A 19,251-nucleotide genomic window follows, 5' to 3' on the forward strand; every position below is an offset into this window, starting at 1 on the left:
CAAAGGTGTTGGGATATTGAGGCTATATTTGGAAATATCAAGCACAATATGAACTTTAAACGCTTTATGCTAAGAGGAATTGATAAAGTAGAAACCGAAATAGGACTCATCGCAATGGCACATAACCTGAAAAAAGTGACTCTAGCGATGTAAGGATCCCTAACCATACTTTTAGCTCTTAACGAATAACTCAATAACTGAGTTAAAAACTGAAAGAACCAAAATCTTCAAAATACAAAAGACCGCCTAAATTGTTTTTAGACGGCCTCTTTATTATATTATTCTTATAACACCTTCCTTAGAAAGGAAACTGAATCTATAGTTTACTAGCCGCCTCACGTAACAGCTCATTGCTATCTTCTTTGGCTTTCTCAACAAAGTCTTCGGCACCTGGAATGTCTTTAAGTGATTTTGAATGCGCTTTCGCGAAAGCGTACAGACTCTCAATCCCCGCCATACGAGTACCTATCTTCTTTGCCGATGTATTAAAGAATCCTATCACCTCCTCTTCTGTTAAATCTAGAGCTAGTTTTTGGATACTCTCCATAGTCGCTAGACGTTTTTCTTCTGGAAGATTTGCTAGTTTTTTACCTAACTTATTGATTTGACTCAACGCTGAAGCTTGTTGCTGTGGAGCCACTTTTTGCGGTTGTGCATTGTTTTGCTGTGGCTTCGGTTTTTGTTTTGCCCAAGAGTCACGCAATCCTACGGTGCGGTTAAATACTAATTTTTCTGGTGTACTGTCTATATCAACATTAAAATATCCCATACGCTGAAACTGAAAACGGTCTCCTATTTTGGCATCTGCCAGAAAAGGCTCTAGGTATCCCGTAATCACTTTTAGAGAGTCAGGATTGACGTATTGCATAAAATCGGTGTCCTTGTCTCCATCTGGTGATTCGTGGTTAAATAAACGATCATATAAGCGTATCTCTGCTGGAATCGCATGAGCGATAGATACCCAATGTAAAGTTCCTTTCACGTGTCGCTTAGAAGCCTCTGTATTGCTTCCTGATCTACTTTCAGGATCATAGGTACAATGAATTTCTGTGATGTTTCCGTTAGCATCTTTTACAACGCTTTCCCCTTTAATGATATAGGCATTTTTGAGACGTACTTCGTTTCCAAGCGTCAATCTGAAAAAATTTTTTCCAGCATCTTCTTTAAAATCTTCTCTTTCAATATACAACTCCCCACTAAAAGGTACTTGATGCTCTCCAGCATTTGAATCCTCAGGATTATTTTCGGCAACAACCATCTCTTCTTTACCTTTTGGATAATTGGTAATGATCAATTTTACAGGATCCAATACCCCCATCACACGTGTTGCAGTCTTATTAAGATCTTCTCGAATATTGAATTCTAATAGAGAGACATCTATAATATTTTCTCGTTTGGCAACACCCACAGTATCTATAAATTTACGAATAGCAGCGGGTGTATATCCTCTTCTACGTAATCCAGAAATCGTAGGCATACGCGGATCATCCCATCCAGAAACGATATTTTCTTCTACAAGGCGTAATAACTTACGCTTACTCATAATTGTGTAGCTTAAGTTTAAGCGGGCAAATTCACGTTGTTTTGTACGTACGTCTTCTCCTGTATACACCTGATCCAAAAACCAATCATAGAGTTTTCTATGAGGCTTAAATTCAAGCGAACATAAACTGTGTGAGATTTGTTCTATATAGTCGCTCTCACCATGCGTCCAGTCGTACATGGGATAGATACACCAATCATTTCCTGTGCGATGATGTTCTTTATACATAATGCGATACATCATAGGATCTCGCATCAACATATTGGGATCTTCCATATCAATTTTTGCACGCAATATATGTTCTCCAGCCTCAAACTCTCCATCTTTCATTCGGGTAAAAAGATCTAGGTTTTCTTCTACAGAACGATCGCGATAAGGACCTGCAACACCTGGTTGTGTTGGGGTTCCTTTTTGAGCCGCTATTTCTTCGCTCGTCTGACTGTCTACGTAGGCTTTTCCGTCTTTAATCATTTGGATTGCCCAGTCGTATAGCTTCTGAAAGTAATCACTAGAAAAACATACTTTATCCCATTGATACCCTAACCAAGCAACATCTTGTTTGATCGCATCTACATATTCCTGTTCTTCTTTGGCAGGATTGGTATCGTCAAAACGTAAGTTGACGGGAGCATTGTACTTCTCCCCTAGCCCAAAACTAATACAAATCGCCTTGCAATGCCCAATGTGTAAATATCCATTAGGTTCTGGTGGAAATCGAAATCGCAATTGGTCTTTTGTATACCCATTTGCCAGATCATCTTCTATGATTTGCTCTAAAAAATTAAGTGGTTTTTGTGATTCTGTCATCTCCCTAAAAATTGAAGACGTAAAATTACGGAAATTCCTGCTCTTGAAGTCAAAAAGAAATGATGGTGTTAAAAGCGCTATTGCCTTTAGGAAAGAATTAATTGTAACAAAGGTCTTATAACTGTTACTTATAAATAAACTACAACCTATGAAACATTTAAATTATAGCTGTCCAAAATGCAATCATCGTGAATATACTGTTGGTCAAATGAGAGCTACTGGAGGTACATTGTCTAAAATATTTGATATACAAACAGAAAAATACACCTCTGTTACATGTCAAAAATGCACGTTTACAGAGTTTTACAAATCAAAAACGAGTGCTATAAGTAATATCTTTGACTTGTTTGCTGGCGGATAAAATTATGCTTTCGCAAAAGCGTTTTACTAAAATCAAAAATCATTCTTTAATTTTTGAAGTAACTTTGTATTGAATCAAAAAAAGATTCCCGCCTGCTCGGGAAATAAATATGGGGAAAATTAGAGTCAGCAATATTAGAGTATATGCCTACCACGGATGCTTAACTGAAGAAAAAAAGATAGGATCTGATTATCGTGTAGATGTTGAGGTAGATGCAGATTTATCTAAAAGTGCACAAACAGATCAGCTAGGAGATACGGTAGATTATGTGCTTCTTAATCATATTGTCAAAGAAGAAATGTCTATGTCTTCTCACCTTTTAGAAACGGTTTGTGAGCGTATTTTGAAGCGATTTATAGATCAGGAGCCTTTAATTAATCATGCCACAGTGATGGTTTCTAAACTAAATCCGCCGATTGGGGGTGATGTAGAAATGGTTACTGTAGAACGGAGTAAAAGTCGGGTATAGGTAGTATGTAGTAAGTAGCGCTATAATTTTATTCTATATTCTTGATTCTATATTCTATACTCTTAAAAAATATATTACATTTGTAATCACCTTAAAAAAGGTATCGTGGCCGAGTGGCTAGGCAGTGGTCTGCAACACCATCTACAGCGGTTCGAATCCGCTCGATACCTCAATAAAAAAGCAACTTCGTTTGAAGTTGCTTTTTTGGTTTTACTCGATAATCGAGAATTAAATATGCCGAAGCTGCCTCAAAAGCAAATGGTTCTTTCCTTAAAATGCCTCGTGGGCTTGCAGCTTGCTCCGAAGTCGTTTACTAGATTTCACGAAAGTGAGAAAAAATTACCACGCAACCTTTCTAATATAAATACATCTTATCTGTAAACTACACATCATAATGAACAAATACATAATTATTCTGTTTTCTTCTATTTTTATTTTTTGCAGATGTTCAATGCCTGATGATGGAGAGTTGCCTAATCAAGAAGAAGATTTTGCTATGTTACAAGAATTGTTTACAGAGTTTTCGACTATAGCAAATGCGTCATGCACAAATGCCGAAGTATGGGAATTTGTCGCTTACGGATCTAAAGCGTGTGGTGGTCCTCAAGGATATATTGCATATCCTACCACGATTGATGTAGAAGCTTTCTTAATTTTAGTTGAAAACTATACTACCGAAGAAGCTATCTATAATGCTACTTATGGTATTGTTTCTACCTGCGATTTTGCAGTACCACCTGTAAATGTGGTGTGCGAAAACGAAGCGGCAGTACTTATTTATGAATAGTCTACTCTCTACTATCCCGAAAGTTTTCAAGACCTTTTTTGATATCCATTTTATCTTTTGGTAAAAAGCCTTTTATTGTAAGGATGAGTCCGCAGATAATTAAAATAAGCCCTAGCAATTTTTTTACTTTAAAGATACGTCTAGGTGTGAGGAATCTTTTCAATTGTTTGGCAAGTACAATCTTTCCTAAATCAACAACAAAATAGGTAGAAATCATAATTCCTAAAAAAGTAAACAGTCTCACAGGATCATTGTCTACTGTGGGTCCTACAACAATAATGACACCTAGCCAAATAACTAACACGCCTATATTGATAAAATTGAGAAAAAAACCTTTGATAAAGAGTTGCAGGTTTCCGTGTTTTCCACTTTTTACTCTGGAAGGATCTAGCATATCTCGTGTGGGTCTTTTTAAATACATCATCAGACCGTACACCATAAGTATAACACCACCAAAAACGTATAGTCCTGGTGCATTACTAAGATTTTCTAATAATTGATAACTACTTAAATAAGCGATCCCGATAAAGAAAATATCGGCAGTAAAGACTCCTAAGTTAAAGGTGATAGCGGCTCTAAATCCTTTGGTAGCTGCTGTTTCAAGAAGTACAAAAAACACTGGACCGATCATAAACGCTAGTATGAGACCAGAGGTAAGTGCAGCAGGAAAATCTTGAAACATAGTGTTAAATCCTTTTACACAAAGTTAGGGAATGCGTTTCAACCTCCAAAGAACTCTTTATTTTATCCTTTCGTTGAGTCATATACGCTATACAATGACAAATATATGCTTTCGTACTTCGAGGAGCTTAGTGTAAACTTTTAGGTTGTTTTATCCGCTTTCGCGAAAGCGTACCAAGTATCATAAAAAAATAAGGCATATACGAGATTGTATATGCCTTTATTCTTTTAAAATTTGTATGATTTACATCACTCTGATGCGTCCTCCAAAGGTTCTGCTTCGCTTTACTTCTGCTGGTTTGCCGTATACATCTACATCGCCTCCGGCACGTATGGTAATGTCTACTTTTTTAGAAGCATATACTTCTACTTCTCCCCCAGCCTGTACAAATACTTTAGCAAATTCTGTTTCAAAATCTCTGCCTTCATAGACACCCCCTGTATTCACTGTAATATCTTGTGAGGTTGCAAGTCCTGAGGCTTCTATAATCCCTCCTGTTACGGCACGCATCTCAGCATTTCGTACTTTTAATCCTACTTTGATACGGGCGCCTTCCTGCATTTTGATTTCAATTTCGTCCTGCTCTATGAGTTCGTTAGAAGTAATTTCTGCGCCTTCATTACCATCAATCGTTTTTAGGTTGTTATAATACACGTTGACAAACGTGTTATTTCCGTCAAAAATCAAATCAAATTCCATACGGATTTTTAATTTTCCATCTTTATTGATGACTTCTACCTGACTAGCGTCTGCTCCAGAAACGACTACTTTATTTTCTTCAGATTTGACGAGGTTAACGACAATACGGTCATATACTTTTACTTCTGTAAAATCATCTACATTTTTTGTGATAGGGTCTTGTGCAAATGTAATGGCTGATATACTTACAGCAATTACGATTATTATGATCTTCTTCATTGTGTGCTTGTTTGGTATAGAGACAAGAGAGACGCGAAAGTGTTACAGTTTTTAGAAAAAAAGGTTCCCACTAACCCCCAAGGGGGAATATTTTAGAACATAAAATAGAGTAGTGTTCTATTTTAGAGTACTACGCTATTTTTACATGGTATGCGTATGAAATGATATCTTTGTAAAATATAGATGTTTTGTTACTCACACGTGCTCAGTATAAGCTTCTCTATCATATATTCCTTGAAAGCATTTTTCTAACAATAAAAAATAGTGTTCCCCCTTTGGGGGTTAGGAGGATTAATGTCGCTTCCCTTTCCATGTACCACCATAGGTATATCCTGAACCTGTACGGTGAATATTACAACAGGATTCACAAACAAAGACCCAAGCTTTAGACGTAGCTATTCGGACACGATAGGCTACTGTAATTTCTTTTTGGCAGGTATGACAAATTTTTGTTTTCAAGAAGTCTTAAATATCTTAAAAGATACTTTTACTTAATTAAGTTCTAAAAATATGAGGTTCCCTTGCTTTGTGAGATTCCCTCCTTCGAGGGAATTAAATTACTCCTTCACTCCTATTAAATGGAAATCTAGATGTTTTTTTACCAGATCAGCTTCTTTTACTTTGACAATCACTTCATCTCCTAAGGTGATTTGCGTTTTGGTACGTTGTCCTATAATCGAATAACTTTCTTGATCAAATTCATAATGATCTCCTTTGATATCGCGTAAGCGAACCATGCCTTCACATTTATTAGAAATGATCTCTACATAGATTCCCCATTCTGTCACACCAGAAATAACGCCTAAAAATTCTTCATCCTTATGATCTTGCATAAACTTGACTTGCATATATTTGATACTGTCACGTTCAGAACTAGTTGCTAGCTGCTCCATGGAGCTTGAATGCTTGCACTTTTCTTCATATTCTTCTTCACTTGCCGACTTCCCACCATCTAAATAGTGTTGTAATAATCGGTGTACCATGACATCGGGATACCGACGGATGGGAGATGTGAAATGTGAATAATAATCGAAGGCGAGTCCGTAGTGTCCTATATTGTCTGTAGAGTACACGGCTTTTGACATGGTACGTATGGCAAGCGTGTCTACTAGGTTTTGTTCTTTCTTGCCTTGTACGTCTTCTAAAAGACTATTCAGCGAACTCGTGATGCTCTTACGATCTGTGAGATTAAGTTTATACCCAAACTTACCTACTACAGTTTCTAAAGCAGCTAATTTCTCATCATTGGGTTCATCGTGAATTCGATAGACAAAGGTATGTTTTGGTGTCTTTTTTCCTATAAATTCAGATACTTTACGATTGGCGAGTAGCATAAATTCTTCAATCAGCTTATTGGCATCTTTTGAGGTTTTAAAAAATACGCCTGTTGGATTGGCATCTTTATCTAAATCAAATTTTACTTCTACTTTATCAAAAGAGATCGCACCATCTTTCATACGTTGTCTACGCATGATTTTGGCTAATCTGTCTAACTCTAAAGTAGCTTCAACAAGGGTATCATCTACTTTATACGCTTTTCCAGTTAAGGATACTTCAGCTGGAATTACATTAGTTCTAGATTCAATGATCGCCTGCGCTTCTTCATAGGCAAAACGAGCATCGCTGTAGGTTACGGTACGTCCGAACCATTGGTTATGTATTTTCGCGGAAGCGGGATTCATTTCAAACACAGCAGAAAACGTATATTTCTCTTCATGTGGTCGTAAGGAACAGGCGCCATTACTTAATATTTCTGGAAGCATCGGCACAACTCTATCTACGAGATAAACCGAGGTTGCACGTTCATAAGCTTCATCATCTAGAATGGTTCCAGGTATCAAATAGTGACTTACATCTGCAATGTGGATTCCTATTTCGTAATTGCCGTTTTCTAATTTTTTAAAGCTTAAGGCATCATCAAAATCTTTGGCATCTTTAGGATCTATGGTAAACGTAAGCGTATCACGCATATCACGACGCTTAGCAATTTCCTCTTTTTTGATGGAAGTATCTATCTTATTAGCAAAGTCTTCAACCTCTTGAGGAAACTCGTATGGGAGTCCGTATTGTGCTAAAATAGAATGAATTTCGGTATTATGTTCGCCTGGTTTTCCAAGTACCTTAGTTACTTTTCCAAACGGAGAATCGGCTTTATCTGGCCAATCTTCTAATTTGACTACTACTTTATCGCCGTTTTCAGCTTTTCCAATTTTATTAAGGGGTACAAAGACATCTGTGTACATCTTGTTCCCTTCTGAGGTATGTACAAAGGCAAACTTTTTCTGAATCTCAATCACGCCGACAAATTCATCGGTTTTACGTTGTAAGATTTTTACGATTTCACCTTCGTGTTTCTTATTACGGCGTTGTCTGTATACATATACTTCGACTTCATCACCGTTTAATGCTTTGTTTAAGTGATGTGGAGGAACGTAAATATCCTGTTCCATATCTTCTACCATTACATAGCCACCGCCTTTACCAGAAACATCTAGGATGCCAGTATGGTAATTGCGGTTAGGGATGAGTTGGTATTTACCACGTTCAGGTTCTATAATCTGATCTTTGGCTTTTAATTGGGCTAATTTTTTGATCACCATATTCCGACTACTCGTATCATTTACGTCTAATTTTGCGCAAATTTGTTTGTAGTTGAATGTTTTATGGTGGTCTTCTTTAAGGATCTTCATGATCCTTTCTGTGAGGTTATTGATGGTTGCAGAACTGTTTCGTCTGCGTCTTTTTTTTGTCATTTAATTGTAATCATATTGTATTTCTATATAAAATAGAAATGTACTTATTTTTTGCTTAATGAATGTATGGTTATGCATGAGGAGAAGAATGCATTGATATCGTGAAGTTATTAAAAACTTGTATGAATTCATAGATACTAAATTCATTAAGATTGGTGCAAAGCTACGCTTTAAATATTAAATGATGTATTTAGATTATTATTTTAAGATTAAGAGACTGTTTTCTTAGTTTTATGAAAGAGAAAAGCGCACCTATTTTTAGACACGCTTTTGATTTTTTTAAAGTATTCGCTTTCGCGAAAGCGTACTTAGAATCTATAATTTTCATTGTTTGCCTAAAATCCTAAAGGATGGAATAAAAATTTCTTCAATTCGCCTATGTTATTACTCTATAATCAATTTTTTAGAAGCCATTCCTTCACTTGTAGTGACTTGAAGAATATAGATTCCTTTTGTAAATTGAGAAGTGTCTATGGTTGTATTTTGTGTAACAAAAACACGTTGACCTAAAGTATTATAAAGTGTGATTTTTTGAAGTACTGCTGTGTGTTCTCTTGGCAATTCTATAGTTACTGTAGAAGGTGCAGGATTTGGAAAAAATGTAAAACGAGAGGTGGCAGATTCTTTAACAGATAGTATAAATTCGTTATTAAGATCAAATATACGTACTTCACCTTTCCCAGCTTTACTCAAATTAGAACCTACAGCTATAATAGTACCATCTGAAGAAAGACTCACACTAATACCAGCTTGATCTCCGGACATTTGACCATCTATATCATTTCCAATTTGTTTCCAAACGTTATCTTCATTTTGAAAAATACGAGCATTGCCTGCAGCAAGTCCATTATCATTATTAAATCTTGCACCAATGGCAATTATAGTACCATCTGAAGAGAGGCTTAGTCCTCTTCCAAACTGATCGCCTGGCATTTCTCCACTAATAGTATCTCCTATTTGTACCCAATTTTCTTCTTCTTCTTCTTTATAAATACTCACCAAACCTATATCTTCTTGCTCAGAATTCATCATCATAGAGGATACAGCAAGTATTTTACCATCACCAGATAAACTAATTTCCCTTCCATACTGATCGCCATCTATTTGACTGCTAATATCTTGACCTGTCTGAACCCAAAATCCTCCTTGATTCTTATATATTCGAACATGACCAGATAAAATACCATTACCCAGATCAAAAGAGGTTCCTACTGCAATAACATTACCATTATCTGAAAGACTGACTGTAGTTCCTAAAACATTAACTCCAACAGCATTGTTAATAGTATTACCTATTCTATCCCACGTTCCTCCTTGATTTATATATACATCTACTTGACCAGAAACTGGAGAATTTGTATTGATATGATTTGCACCTATTGCTACAATACGTCCATCACAGGAGAGGCTTACGCTTCTTCCAAAAAAGAATTGTGATGGGATACCATCAATATCTTGACCAACTTGAGTCCAAAATCCACCATGGTTTTCATAGACACGTACATGACCTAAATTATTATTATTATTACTAGCTCCTATAGCTACAATGCTTCCATCACAAGAAAGACTTACACTGATTCCAGAAAGATCACCTATCGCTTCTCCATCTATATCTTGACCTATTTGGATCCAAGTACCATTAGAGTTTTCATAAACTCTTACGTGTCCAGAATTGGTACCATTACCATCATTATCAAAAGCGCCTATAGCTACAATGTTTCCGTCTGAAGAAAGACTGATACTAGTTCCGGAAAGGTCACCTATCGCTTCTCCATCAATATCTTCACCTATTTGGATTTGCCCAAAGGTCACAAAAGGAATTAAAATAAAAAGTAATGGAATTTTCATTTTACCATTATGTTTTTGTAAAGAACGGAAATATTTAGTATTAATAAAAAATTGTTCAACCAAATATCCAATTAACAATTCTATAATATGAATAATTTAAACAAAAAGAGATTAATTCTTAAAAAAAACTTAAATTTAGTGTAACATTAAGTAAAAAATTACGTCTCTATGAAGAGACTTTCTAATGGCTTCTATAAAAAAACTAAATAAAACCACTATTCTTTTTATCCTAATATTTGTATTAGGGCTTGTTGTTATTGGCATATATGTAAACAATTCTTTTAATGAATATGGTCATCATACCTCTACTACTACTACTCAAGTAGAAACTATTGCTAGTTAAAAATCGAGTCGTACTTTTATTCTTTATATGTATTTTTTTCACTAAATAATCCTCGACCATAACCACGAGGTATTTAAAGAACCATCATTTTTTAAGTTTTAAATGAACTTTATTAGATTAGCTTAACTAGCTGTTTAAAATTTATTACTTCACACTATTTTATAATAGCATTTCACTATTAAAATCAGTTATCAACATAGTATATAATTACATTTTCTTTTTCTTTAATAAATTTAAAAAAAATGATGGTTATAATAGTGTGTGAATAGCGGTATAACTTTTAGATCATTTTTTTTGATTTATCACTTACTATGAGTTGTTCACTATTTATGAGGTATAAAAAAAGAGTTAGATACCTTAAAATTAAGTGTTTTATGAATCGCTATTCACAATTGTTAAAAACTCTAATTGACAACGTTTTGAAGACAACTATTTTTGTGAGTTATTAAATTTGAGTTTAAAATAGACTCATATAATTGATAAGAACTAATCAAATAAAAAGTTGTGAGATTCTTATAGCCCCTGTATTGTAAAAAAAAGCATAGTATCCTATTTGAGTTATTACTAAATTTTAAAAGTTATTGACAATAGCTATACACAGTTTATAAACAGGATATAGGTTTACTACTATCGTAAAAGATCATTGTTTATTAAAAGTGTATACGCTTTCGCGAAAGCGTACCCTACAAACCTTATAGTTTATATAAATTTGCAGAAACAAATACGAGACACTCATGAAAATTGCTATTGGAAACGATCACGCAGGTCCAGATTACAAACATGCTATTGTAGCGTATCTAGAAAGTCAAGGACACGAGGTGACTAATTACGGAACAGATACAACAGACAGTGTAGACTACCCAGATTTTGGACATTTGGTGGCCAAAGATGTAGAAAATGGTGTTGTAGATTTTGGGATTGTTATTTGTGGAAGTGGCAATGGGATTGCGATGAGTGTAAACAAACACAAAAATGTACGCGCAGCACTTTGCTGGATAAAAGAAATAGCAGCATTAGCCAGACAACACAATGATGCTAACGTCATTAGTATTCCTGCGAGATATACGTCAAAAAATCAAGCAGTAGATATGGTAAAAACTTTTTTAACTACTGATTTTGAAGGAGGTCGTCATCAACGACGTGTCGATAAAATATCACAGTGTTAATTTTCTAAAAACCGCTTCACGGATTAATTATGAAAACCAAACCACTTCATTTTGAGGTAAAGTCTTATAATGAACTCACAACAGACGAGTTATATAATATGCTTCAATTACGTGCTGAAGTTTTTGTTGTTGAGCAAGACTGCGTGTATCAAGATATAGACGGTAAAGACAACATCGCTTTGCACGTACTAGGATATAAAGATAAAGAGCTAGTAGCGTATACACGTGTTTTTCCGCCAAATACCTATTTCGAATATGCGAGTATTGGTAGGGTAGTGGTACGCGCTTCAGAACGCAAACATAAATACGGATATGATGTAATGAAGGTATCTATAGAAGCTGTAGAAAAAGCCTATAAAACAACGACGATTAAAATTTCGGCACAAACGTATCTGAAATCATTTTACAATCATCTTGGATTTAAAGAAGTAGGCGAGGGGTATCTAGAAGATGGGATTCCTCATATAGGGATGATAAAAACCACTTAGAACTCTTTATTCTTTATAGTTTACACTCTTATCAAAAGGGAGTTTTAATTGATATTTTAGCACATCTGTTTGTGTCTCATCAATGATATCTAATCCAAATCTTACTTTACTAGGATCATCGTATAAAAAGGTGCCAAATAAACGATCCCAAATAGAGAGAATATTTCCATAATTTGTATCCGTCCACGGTAGTTCTCTATGATGATGAAAACGATGCATTCCTGGTGTCACGATGATATAACTTAATGCCCTGTCTATTCTTTTTGGAACATGAAAACTAGTGTGCGTCCAATACGTAAAAAAGATCGTAATAATCCGGTATAAAAGATAAAAAGAAATAGGCATTCCTGTGATGACCACGGCAAAAAGTGCGGCGAGTTCTCTCATGATAAAATCCATAGGATGATGTCTAGTACCAGAGGTGACATCCAGATGTGTATCACTATGATGTATGGTATGTAAGTGCCACAACCATTTATTTTTATGTAAAAAATAATGAACACCGTATTGAGCTATAAGATCTAGTAGTAATAAAGCAATACCAAGTTCTATCCATAAAGGCGCTTCAAACCAATGTAGTATTCCAAATTGTGCTTCTTGTCCCCATAAAAAAACACCTACTGTAGCGATTCCAAAAATAGTATTAATCACCATTGTAAAAGAAAGAAGTATCAGGTTTGTTTTAGCATGCTTCCATTTTTTATAGATAGCTTTTTGAAAAGGATAATAGCCTTCTAAGATCCAAAAAAGAGTGATTACCGCAACGAGCCAGATGAGTTTTTGCCAGATAGGCATTGTTTCAAAAAAATGAAGAAAAGCATCCATTTACTTTTTCTTAGATTTCTTTACATAGGTTACAAGAATCTCGACACGTCTATCTAGGTTTGTGTCACCGCCTAAGGGATATTTACTTCCATATCCTTCATACCGCATCCTTTTTTTTGCTACGCCATTTTTAGATAAATAATCATATACAAATTTTGCGCGAGAGACAGAAAGATTACGTTTTCCTGTTCTTAGATCAATTGCATCACGACCTCTGCCTACACAGCATACATGACCTTGTATTTTAAAAATGATATTATCATTTTCTTTAAGGAATTTTGCAAGTTCCCTTAAGCTTTTGTAAGAACTACTTCGGATATAACTGTAATTGATTTTAAAAAGAATATTTTCTAGTAAAATACGATCTCCTTTCTCAATCGTATCTGTAAAAGATTTATATCGTTTTTCTACAGCTGCGGTAACACGTTCTTTTTCAGAAGCTTCTTCTTCTGGTGTTACATTGCGAGGAGGGTCTTCTTTTATAGAAACAATGATCTCAACCTTACGATTGAGTTTACGTTGCACCTCGTTGGTAATATCATCGAGTCGAGTAAGTAATAATTCTCCTTTTCCATCAGAATTTTTAATGATGGTATCTGAGATTCCTTGTGCAGAAAAGATAGCTTTAATAGCATCTGCACGTTGTTGAGAGAGCTTATTATTATAGGCATCACTACCCCTGTCATCACAATATCCGTAAATAGAAATATCTTCTATTTTGTCTTTTGGTAAGCTTGTAATAAAACGGTTGAGTTTTGCTATTTCTGAAGGTGTAATATCATATTGGTCTGTATCAAAAAAAGTTTCGTGTGACCGATCTACTTGCGCCACAGCGATTACCGTATACAATAAAAAGACAATATGTATATAAAAATGCTTAATAGGCTTATTTTAAGGTGTTTTCATAACGCTTAGCATCATTTAAAATCGTAATTGCTTCGGCTATTTCTTTATTATTTGCTATTTGATATTCATACAATCCATCACGATAGAAATATCGTTTTACAATTTCGTCAACGAGTAAATTTTGAATCTCCTCTTGACGATCATCTAGTTCTTTATTTTTAGCTACCTCTATGGTTTTTTGTAACTGATTGTAAACAGATGCCACTTCATTTTTTAAACCGTCTTTTTCTGCTTGTTCTAACGCTTTCGCGAAAGCGGTTTCCGTCTCCGTTTCAAATGTAAATTGCGTCTTTTTTAAGAATTTTTTAAAATCCTCATAATCGGCATCACCAAAACGAAACTCTTCTAGATTTGAATACTGATGCTTATAATAATAATCTGTTGCATATTCAAAAATAGCATTGTCGTTATTCAGCGCTTTTGTAATGGGGCTCATCTTAGCAGATGTTATTTCTACATCTGGAAAAACACCACCTCCATCAAATACTTTACGACCATTTCTTGTTTTAAACTCGTTATAATTTTGAGATGCTGTACGGACTGCATTTCCTTTCTCATCTCTATTCCAATAATCTAATGCTTGTATACAGCGACCACTTGGCGTGAAATAGCGAGAGATGGTTACTTTAAGTTGTGTGCCATACGTTAACGGTTTGGGACGTTGTACGAGTCCTTTTCCAAAACTACGAGCACCTATCACTACCGCACGATCATAATCCTGTAATCCTCCAGTCACAATCTCACTAGCTGAAGCACTACTCCCATTTATTAATATCGCCAAAGGAATCTCAGTATCTACAGGTTCTTCTTTTGTTTTATAGGTTTTATTATACTTCTTTACCACAGATTTTGTCGTTGTAATTACCTCTCCTTTAGGTAAGAATAAATTACAAATACGAATGGCTTCTACCAATAAACCACCTCCGTTTCCTCTAAGATCTAGAATAATATTGTCAGCGCCATCATTTTTGAGACTGATGAGCGCTTCTTTTACTTGAGCAGAGGCTTTTTTATTAAATTTAGTCAATACAATATATCCTGTATTGCCATTAATTAACTTATAAAAAGGGACAGCATCTACATCGACCTCAGCTCTTTTTATGGTCGCTTGTGCTGTTTTACCTTGTCGGATGTAGGTCACATTAAGGTCACTTCCAGGAGCTCCTTTTAATAAATCACCAGCATCTCCTTCAAAATCTGTTAGGGAGATATCTCCAATTTTTATAATCTGATCTCCAGCTTTTAGACCTGCTTTATCAGCAGGATATCCTTTACGAGGCTCTATGATCGTCATCACGTTATCCTTTGTACGTACGGAAGATCCAATACCAGAATAGTCCCCGCTTCTATTAATCTTTGCATCCTCTACTTCTTGCTCTGTCCAGTATTTTGTATACGGATCCAGATCGTTGAGCATCCCTTCTATTGCCGCATCCATAAGTTCTGCAGGATTGGTCTCATCTACATAATTCATGTTAAGTTCCTTAAAAAGAGTGGTGAAGATTTCAATTTGCTTTGCAATCTCAAAGAAATCACTTTTAAAACTTACGGTTGTAAAAAGGATCACAACAGCAATAACGGAAATACTAATTTTCTTTTTCATAGATTCATTCTATCTTCTATATGACAAAGGATTACGTACATCATACACGTACGTATATGTAAAACCCAATATCGGTATTTATATTGTTTACACTTTCGCGAAAGCGTACTATTTCTTCTTTCTTTTCTTGAGCCAACGACGAATCATAAAAATGCTAAGAGCCACTAAGATAATAAAAGGCCAGATGTGTAGCAACCCAAGGAAAAATTCTGAGACGTTGCTCCATCCATTTTTAAACGCATTAATCATTTTACGTCCATAAGATACGGTAACGCCTCTTTCTGAACTTATTTTATAATAATAAATAGTGATGGTACTTTCTGAAACCTGACTCTGTAAGTATTTTAATCTTCCTTCTCGCGCTTCTATTTCCTCACGTATTTTTGATAGTTCGCGTTCTATCTCCAGCATTTCTTTTACATTCTTGGCTTTAGAAAGTAGTTCTAAATAACGCTTTTCTAAAGTCCGTTTGGCTTTAAGACGAGCGTTGAGGTCTACAAACTCTTCAGTAACATCACGTTGTGAAATCGTCTTTTCTTCAAAAAAAGAAACACCATCAGAGATGGCTGCAATGACAGTATCAAAGTTTTCTGAAGGGATTCTTACGGTGAGATTATGATATTGAGAATTGTAGTTTTTACCTGTATTATCACGTTGCACATATCCATTTACTTTTTGTACAGCAGCGAGTATTTTTTGATGTGTTTTTTCAAGTTCTTGTGTCTCAAAACGAAGGTTCCCTGTTTTAATGATTTTTTGAGAAGTCGTTTGGCTAGGCGGAGGTGGTGTTTCTAAAGCAACTTCTTCTGTAATTTCAGCTTCTTCATAATACACATCGTCAGCTTCTATAGAGGACATAAGTCCTAGAATACCATCAGAGTTTTTTGACTCCCAATTAGAAGTACCAGATTGTTCGCAAGAAACAAGGATAAAAAAACTAAGGGTGAGGAGTAGTAATCGCATCATTAAATCGTTTTAAGAGTTTGACCATGGTACGTTCCATTTCTTGATAAGTAATGACGTCACGTCCTGTATAGATGATAAGTATAGCAAATGTAGTGCCTTTTGTGTCTATCATATTTTTATGAATCCGATATGCTTCTCGCATTAATCGTTTGATACGATTACGTGTGACTGCTAGCTTATGATTGCGCTTTGACACAGAGACACTTGCTTGTATTGTAATTTCTGGATAGGGGAGTGGGGTTTCTATAAAAACGATACGCAATGGAAAAGCTTTTACAGATTGCCCCTCAATAAAAAGAGCATCTATTATCTTTTTAGATGTAAGCTTTTCTTTTTTTGGAAATGTGTGCTGTTGTATCATTCAATATCGTACGTAGAGAAATATATTTTTTATAGCGTTTTATTATCTAGGTAATTGAGCAGAGGTATCTAACGTAAGTGTTAGTTTATAGTACTTAGTAACACCATCTTGTACATAAGAAACTACAGCTTCATTTCCTGTTAATTCAAAAAGAGTTTGGATATTTTCTTGTTTAGGAGCCTCTTTTATTTCTGAAGTTCCTCCATAAACAGGCATTAAGACTTCCTTATTTTTTCCATTATCAATATAACCAGAATATAAACCAGCACCGTTTCCTACGAGAGACGCACTATATTTTTCAAAGTAAATACGATCAAGTTGTACGCTATCGTGAGTTGGATCTAATAATAGATTGATGGTATATCCAGCACCACCGCCTTTTACTCCAGCGACCCATTTTGCATACGTAGCTTTTTTGAAAGTTAAGGCATCTTGTTTTTCAAATAGAGAATTTTTTTGCCCTCCACAGCTAGCAAGAATGATTATAGCAACCATAACAATAGGTGAAATAACTAGTTTCATGAGTTGTTTTTTATAGTTTATAGGGTTCAATTTTGATGCCACAAAACAAATGAAAAAATACAGTATAAATCTAGCTGAAATTATATAGTCTGACAAGCCTTACATATAGTATTAGCAACTCTCTTAAGAAGGATACTATATCAGAGATATAAAGAGTATTTATTTGTGAATTTCTACTATACAGATGTATCTATAAATATTTCTGATAACTGATCAATAGTAACAGGTTTAATCAAAAAATCTTTAACTAAGTTAATTGATTTAGAACGTTCTATATCAGAGGGATTAATAGAAGAACTTACAATATATAAGGTAGCATTTTTTAACTCTGGGAAATTATATTCACTAAGACTGTTAAGAAATTGCCATCCATTCATAATGGGCATATTTAAATCTAAAAGAATGACTTGAGGTATTTTGCGTTCTTCTAGCTTTTTAAGTGCGCCTACAAAATAGTCTAACGCTTCTTTTCCGTTTTTAAATATGAGGAGATTTTTTACAAGGTTTTTCATATCGAGCACCTTGGTAATTAAGTTTACATACATATCATCATCATCAATAATGCATGCGATTTCTATAGGATATTTCATTTTAAGGGGGTTAATGAAATTTATAATTTAATTTTTAGTTTTCTATAGTTGTACTGTAAATTTTGAGCCTTTTCCAACACGACTTTCTACTGTAATTTTCCCTCCTAAAGATTCTACTTGGCTTTTTGTGAGGAATAATCCTAATCCAGTAGCATCTTCATTATTGTGGAAGGTTTTATACATCTGAAAAAGCTGACTTCCATGTTTTTCAAGGTCAATACCTAAGCCATTATCTTTTACGACAAGATAACTTTTATTATCTTCTTCGTATGTAAATATATTAATTTCTGGATCTCTATCCGGATGTTTGTATTTAATAGCATTTGTTATGAGGTTGTGTAATATACTTTCCAAGTAGGCAGAGACATAGGGAAACTCCTCTACTTCAGAGAATTCTGTATAATACACAACTTTATTTTGAAGACTTATCTGTCTAATAGAATCTATAACTCTTTTATAGACCTGTTCTATATTGATAATTTCTTTTTCTTTATTTACATTGGTTTGAAGCGTTACGATCTCATTAAGATGTTTTAGAGTAACGTCAAGATTGGTAGCGATTTTTGAGAAATTATCAAAAAGTTCTTTTTGATCTTGGTTTAAATTTTTGGTTTCAAAAAGAGCCGTAGTGAGCTGTAAATTACTTACGTGTGACCTTAGATTATGAGATACGATGTGTGCAAAATTATAAAGTCGCTTATTATGTCCTTCTATGATATCTAAAGAAGTTTCTATTTGAATTTCTTTTTTCTTTTCTTGATCTATACTTTGGAAGACTCCTCGTATACCAATGATTTCTCCTTTTTCATTTTTTACTGGTTTTCCATGTGCTTTTGCCCAAAAGACTTCTTTGGTATAAGTCACCATTTTGATCTCTGCAGAAAACGAATCTCCTTGTGCACATGTAAAAAATAAATCAGTTGCTTTTTGTAGATGCTCTTCGGCATAAAATAAATAAGACTGACTTAGTGTAGGTATGTAAGTGTCAGGAACTTTTAATATTCTTCTAGCTTGCTTGTCAAAATAGCTTTTCTTATTTACAAAATCTACACTCCAACCACCAGCTTGTGTGAGGTTAGATATTTCTTCATAATAGAAATTACCTATAGCAAAAGGGTTTACCTTTTCCTCAGGAATACGTTTTTGCGAGGGACGTAAGTGTTTTTTAATAGATCTTAACTCCATGACAATTCTGGATATTTAACAATCTAAGATAGTTTCTTTTTTTGTAAAAAATAGATTTTGTCGATAAATATGTGTTTTTTATCGGATTTTTGATTGCTTTTTTGTAGAAAGGGTAATCAAAAACAAAA

Annotated in this window: 19 protein-coding genes and 1 tRNA gene; 7 read left to right on the plus strand and 13 right to left on the minus strand. The window is 34.7% G+C overall.

Annotated features, from left to right (window positions below; genetic code table 11):
• Nucleotides 1-153: transposase (locus Q0505_RS04795; RefSeq protein WP_299209730.1), on the plus strand; the 153-nt coding region annotated here is incomplete at its 5' end.
• Between the two features lie 163 nt (nt 154-316).
• Here the strand turns inward: Q0505_RS04795 and Q0505_RS04800 are convergent.
• A complete protein-coding gene (locus Q0505_RS04800) occupies nt 317-2,350 on the minus strand; it encodes a glutamine--tRNA ligase/YqeY domain fusion protein (protein WP_299209602.1) in 2,034 nt (677 codons plus the stop codon).
• Nucleotides 2,351-2,498: 148 nt separating this feature from the next.
• Between Q0505_RS04800 and Q0505_RS04805 the strand changes: the two genes are divergently transcribed.
• The 4 genes from Q0505_RS04805 (at nt 2,499) to Q0505_RS04820 (ending at nt 3,967) form a co-directional block, all read left to right on the plus strand.
• Nucleotides 2,499-2,711: a zinc ribbon domain-containing protein gene (locus Q0505_RS04805; protein ID WP_299209605.1), complete on the plus strand. Its 213-nt coding sequence runs from the start codon at nt 2,499-2,501 to the stop codon at nt 2,709-2,711.
• 109 nt (nt 2,712-2,820) lie between these two features.
• The gene (gene folB, locus Q0505_RS04810) at nt 2,821-3,180 is read left to right on the plus strand and encodes a dihydroneopterin aldolase (RefSeq protein ID WP_299209608.1); all 360 of its coding nucleotides are present in this window, start codon (nt 2,821-2,823) and stop codon (nt 3,178-3,180) included.
• A gap of 99 nt (nt 3,181-3,279) precedes the next feature.
• Nucleotides 3,280-3,350, plus strand: a tRNA-Cys gene (locus tag Q0505_RS04815).
• A gap of 224 nt (nt 3,351-3,574) precedes the next feature.
• Nucleotides 3,575-3,967, plus strand: coding sequence for a hypothetical protein (locus Q0505_RS04820; RefSeq protein WP_299209613.1), 393 nt, complete (start codon nt 3,575-3,577; stop codon nt 3,965-3,967).
• A 1-nt stretch (nt 3,968) separates the two neighbouring features.
• Here Q0505_RS04820 and Q0505_RS04825 read toward each other — a convergent pair whose 3' ends face one another.
• The 4 genes from Q0505_RS04825 to Q0505_RS04840 form a co-directional block, all read right to left on the minus strand.
• Nucleotides 3,969-4,649 carry a LysE family transporter gene (locus Q0505_RS04825; protein WP_299209617.1) on the minus strand — a complete coding sequence of 227 codons (681 nt, stop codon included), beginning with the start codon at nt 4,647-4,649 and terminating at the stop codon, nt 3,969-3,971.
• A 243-nt stretch (nt 4,650-4,892) separates the two neighbouring features.
• Nucleotides 4,893-5,567: a head GIN domain-containing protein gene (locus Q0505_RS04830; RefSeq protein WP_299209620.1), complete on the minus strand. Its 675-nt coding sequence runs from the start codon at nt 5,565-5,567 to the stop codon at nt 4,893-4,895.
• Between the two features lie 557 nt (nt 5,568-6,124).
• Nucleotides 6,125-8,320 (minus strand): ribonuclease R, encoded by a 2,196-nt coding sequence (gene rnr / locus Q0505_RS04835; RefSeq protein ID WP_299209623.1) that lies wholly within the window; start codon nt 8,318-8,320, stop codon nt 6,125-6,127.
• A gap of 384 nt (nt 8,321-8,704) precedes the next feature.
• A complete protein-coding gene (locus tag Q0505_RS04840; RefSeq protein WP_299209626.1) occupies nt 8,705-10,168 on the minus strand; it encodes a T9SS type A sorting domain-containing protein in 1,464 nt (487 codons plus the stop codon).
• Between the two features lie 1,077 nt (nt 10,169-11,245).
• Here Q0505_RS04840 and rpiB point away from each other — a divergent pair.
• Nucleotides 11,246-11,677, plus strand: a complete 432-nt coding sequence (gene rpiB, locus Q0505_RS04845) for a ribose 5-phosphate isomerase B (protein WP_299209629.1) — start codon at nt 11,246-11,248, stop codon at nt 11,675-11,677.
• Nucleotides 11,678-11,706: 29 nt separating this feature from the next.
• A complete protein-coding gene (locus Q0505_RS04850) occupies nt 11,707-12,165 on the plus strand; it encodes a GNAT family N-acetyltransferase (protein WP_299209632.1) in 459 nt (152 codons plus the stop codon).
• Nucleotides 12,166-12,171: 6 nt separating this feature from the next.
• Here Q0505_RS04850 and Q0505_RS04855 read toward each other — a convergent pair whose 3' ends face one another.
• The 8 genes from Q0505_RS04855 to Q0505_RS04890 form a co-directional block, all read right to left on the minus strand.
• Nucleotides 12,172-12,990, minus strand: coding sequence for a sterol desaturase family protein (locus tag Q0505_RS04855; RefSeq protein ID WP_299209636.1), 819 nt, complete (start codon nt 12,988-12,990; stop codon nt 12,172-12,174).
• Nucleotides 12,991-13,839, minus strand: coding sequence for an OmpA family protein (locus Q0505_RS04860; protein WP_299209639.1), 849 nt, complete (start codon nt 13,837-13,839; stop codon nt 12,991-12,993).
• Between the two features lie 37 nt (nt 13,840-13,876).
• Nucleotides 13,877-15,499 carry a S41 family peptidase gene (locus Q0505_RS04865; protein ID WP_299209642.1) on the minus strand — a complete coding sequence of 541 codons (1,623 nt, stop codon included), beginning with the start codon at nt 15,497-15,499 and terminating at the stop codon, nt 13,877-13,879.
• A 108-nt stretch (nt 15,500-15,607) separates the two neighbouring features.
• Entirely contained in the window at nt 15,608-16,465 is an 858-nt protein-coding gene (locus Q0505_RS04870; protein ID WP_299209645.1) for a DUF4349 domain-containing protein, read from the minus strand.
• Complete coding sequence (rnpA, locus tag Q0505_RS04875) at nt 16,437-16,826, minus strand: ribonuclease P protein component (protein WP_299209648.1); 390 nt, start codon at nt 16,824-16,826, stop codon at nt 16,437-16,439. Before rnpA ends, Q0505_RS04870 begins: the two co-directional genes overlap by 29 nt.
• Nucleotides 16,827-16,868: 42 nt before the next feature.
• Entirely contained in the window at nt 16,869-17,348 is a 480-nt protein-coding gene (locus Q0505_RS04880) for a hypothetical protein (RefSeq protein ID WP_299209651.1), read from the minus strand.
• A gap of 176 nt (nt 17,349-17,524) precedes the next feature.
• Nucleotides 17,525-17,938: a response regulator gene (locus Q0505_RS04885; RefSeq protein WP_299209655.1), complete on the minus strand. Its 414-nt coding sequence runs from the start codon at nt 17,936-17,938 to the stop codon at nt 17,525-17,527.
• A gap of 42 nt (nt 17,939-17,980) precedes the next feature.
• Nucleotides 17,981-19,123 carry a HAMP domain-containing sensor histidine kinase gene (locus Q0505_RS04890; RefSeq protein ID WP_299209658.1) on the minus strand — a complete coding sequence of 381 codons (1,143 nt, stop codon included), beginning with the start codon at nt 19,121-19,123 and terminating at the stop codon, nt 17,981-17,983.
• Between the last annotated feature and the right edge of the window lie 128 nt (nt 19,124-19,251).

Source organism: uncultured Dokdonia sp., from assembly GCF_937910895.1.
In the GTDB taxonomy this organism is placed as follows: Bacteria; Bacteroidota; Bacteroidia; order Flavobacteriales; family Flavobacteriaceae; genus Dokdonia.

Coding starts and splice junctions, on each gene's coding strand:
- Q0505_RS04800 (WP_299209602.1), bottom strand. CDS start 2,350: ATGACAGAATCACAAAAACCACTTAATTTTTTAGAGCAAATCATAGAA.
- Q0505_RS04805 (WP_299209605.1), top strand. CDS start 2,499: ATGAAACATTTAAATTATAGCTGTCCAAAATGCAATCATCGTGAATAT.
- folB (WP_299209608.1), top strand. CDS start 2,821: ATGGGGAAAATTAGAGTCAGCAATATTAGAGTATATGCCTACCACGGA.
- Q0505_RS04820 (WP_299209613.1), top strand. CDS start 3,575: ATGAACAAATACATAATTATTCTGTTTTCTTCTATTTTTATTTTTTGC.
- Q0505_RS04825 (WP_299209617.1), bottom strand. CDS start 4,649: ATGTTTCAAGATTTTCCTGCTGCACTTACCTCTGGTCTCATACTAGCG.
- Q0505_RS04830 (WP_299209620.1), bottom strand. CDS start 5,567: ATGAAGAAGATCATAATAATCGTAATTGCTGTAAGTATATCAGCCATT.
- rnr (WP_299209623.1), bottom strand. CDS start 8,320: ATGACAAAAAAAAGACGCAGACGAAACAGTTCTGCAACCATCAATAAC.
- Q0505_RS04840 (WP_299209626.1), bottom strand. CDS start 10,168: ATGAAAATTCCATTACTTTTTATTTTAATTCCTTTTGTGACCTTTGGG.
- rpiB (WP_299209629.1), top strand. CDS start 11,246: ATGAAAATTGCTATTGGAAACGATCACGCAGGTCCAGATTACAAACAT.
- Q0505_RS04850 (WP_299209632.1), top strand. CDS start 11,707: ATGAAAACCAAACCACTTCATTTTGAGGTAAAGTCTTATAATGAACTC.
- Q0505_RS04855 (WP_299209636.1), bottom strand. CDS start 12,990: ATGGATGCTTTTCTTCATTTTTTTGAAACAATGCCTATCTGGCAAAAA.
- Q0505_RS04865 (WP_299209642.1), bottom strand. CDS start 15,499: ATGAAAAAGAAAATTAGTATTTCCGTTATTGCTGTTGTGATCCTTTTT.
- Q0505_RS04870 (WP_299209645.1), bottom strand. CDS start 16,465: ATGATGCGATTACTACTCCTCACCCTTAGTTTTTTTATCCTTGTTTCT.
- rnpA (WP_299209648.1), bottom strand. CDS start 16,826: ATGATACAACAGCACACATTTCCAAAAAAAGAAAAGCTTACATCTAAA.
- Q0505_RS04880 (WP_299209651.1), bottom strand. CDS start 17,348: ATGAAACTAGTTATTTCACCTATTGTTATGGTTGCTATAATCATTCTT.
- Q0505_RS04885 (WP_299209655.1), bottom strand. CDS start 17,938: ATGAAATATCCTATAGAAATCGCATGCATTATTGATGATGATGATATG.
- Q0505_RS04890 (WP_299209658.1), bottom strand. CDS start 19,123: ATGGAGTTAAGATCTATTAAAAAACACTTACGTCCCTCGCAAAAACGT.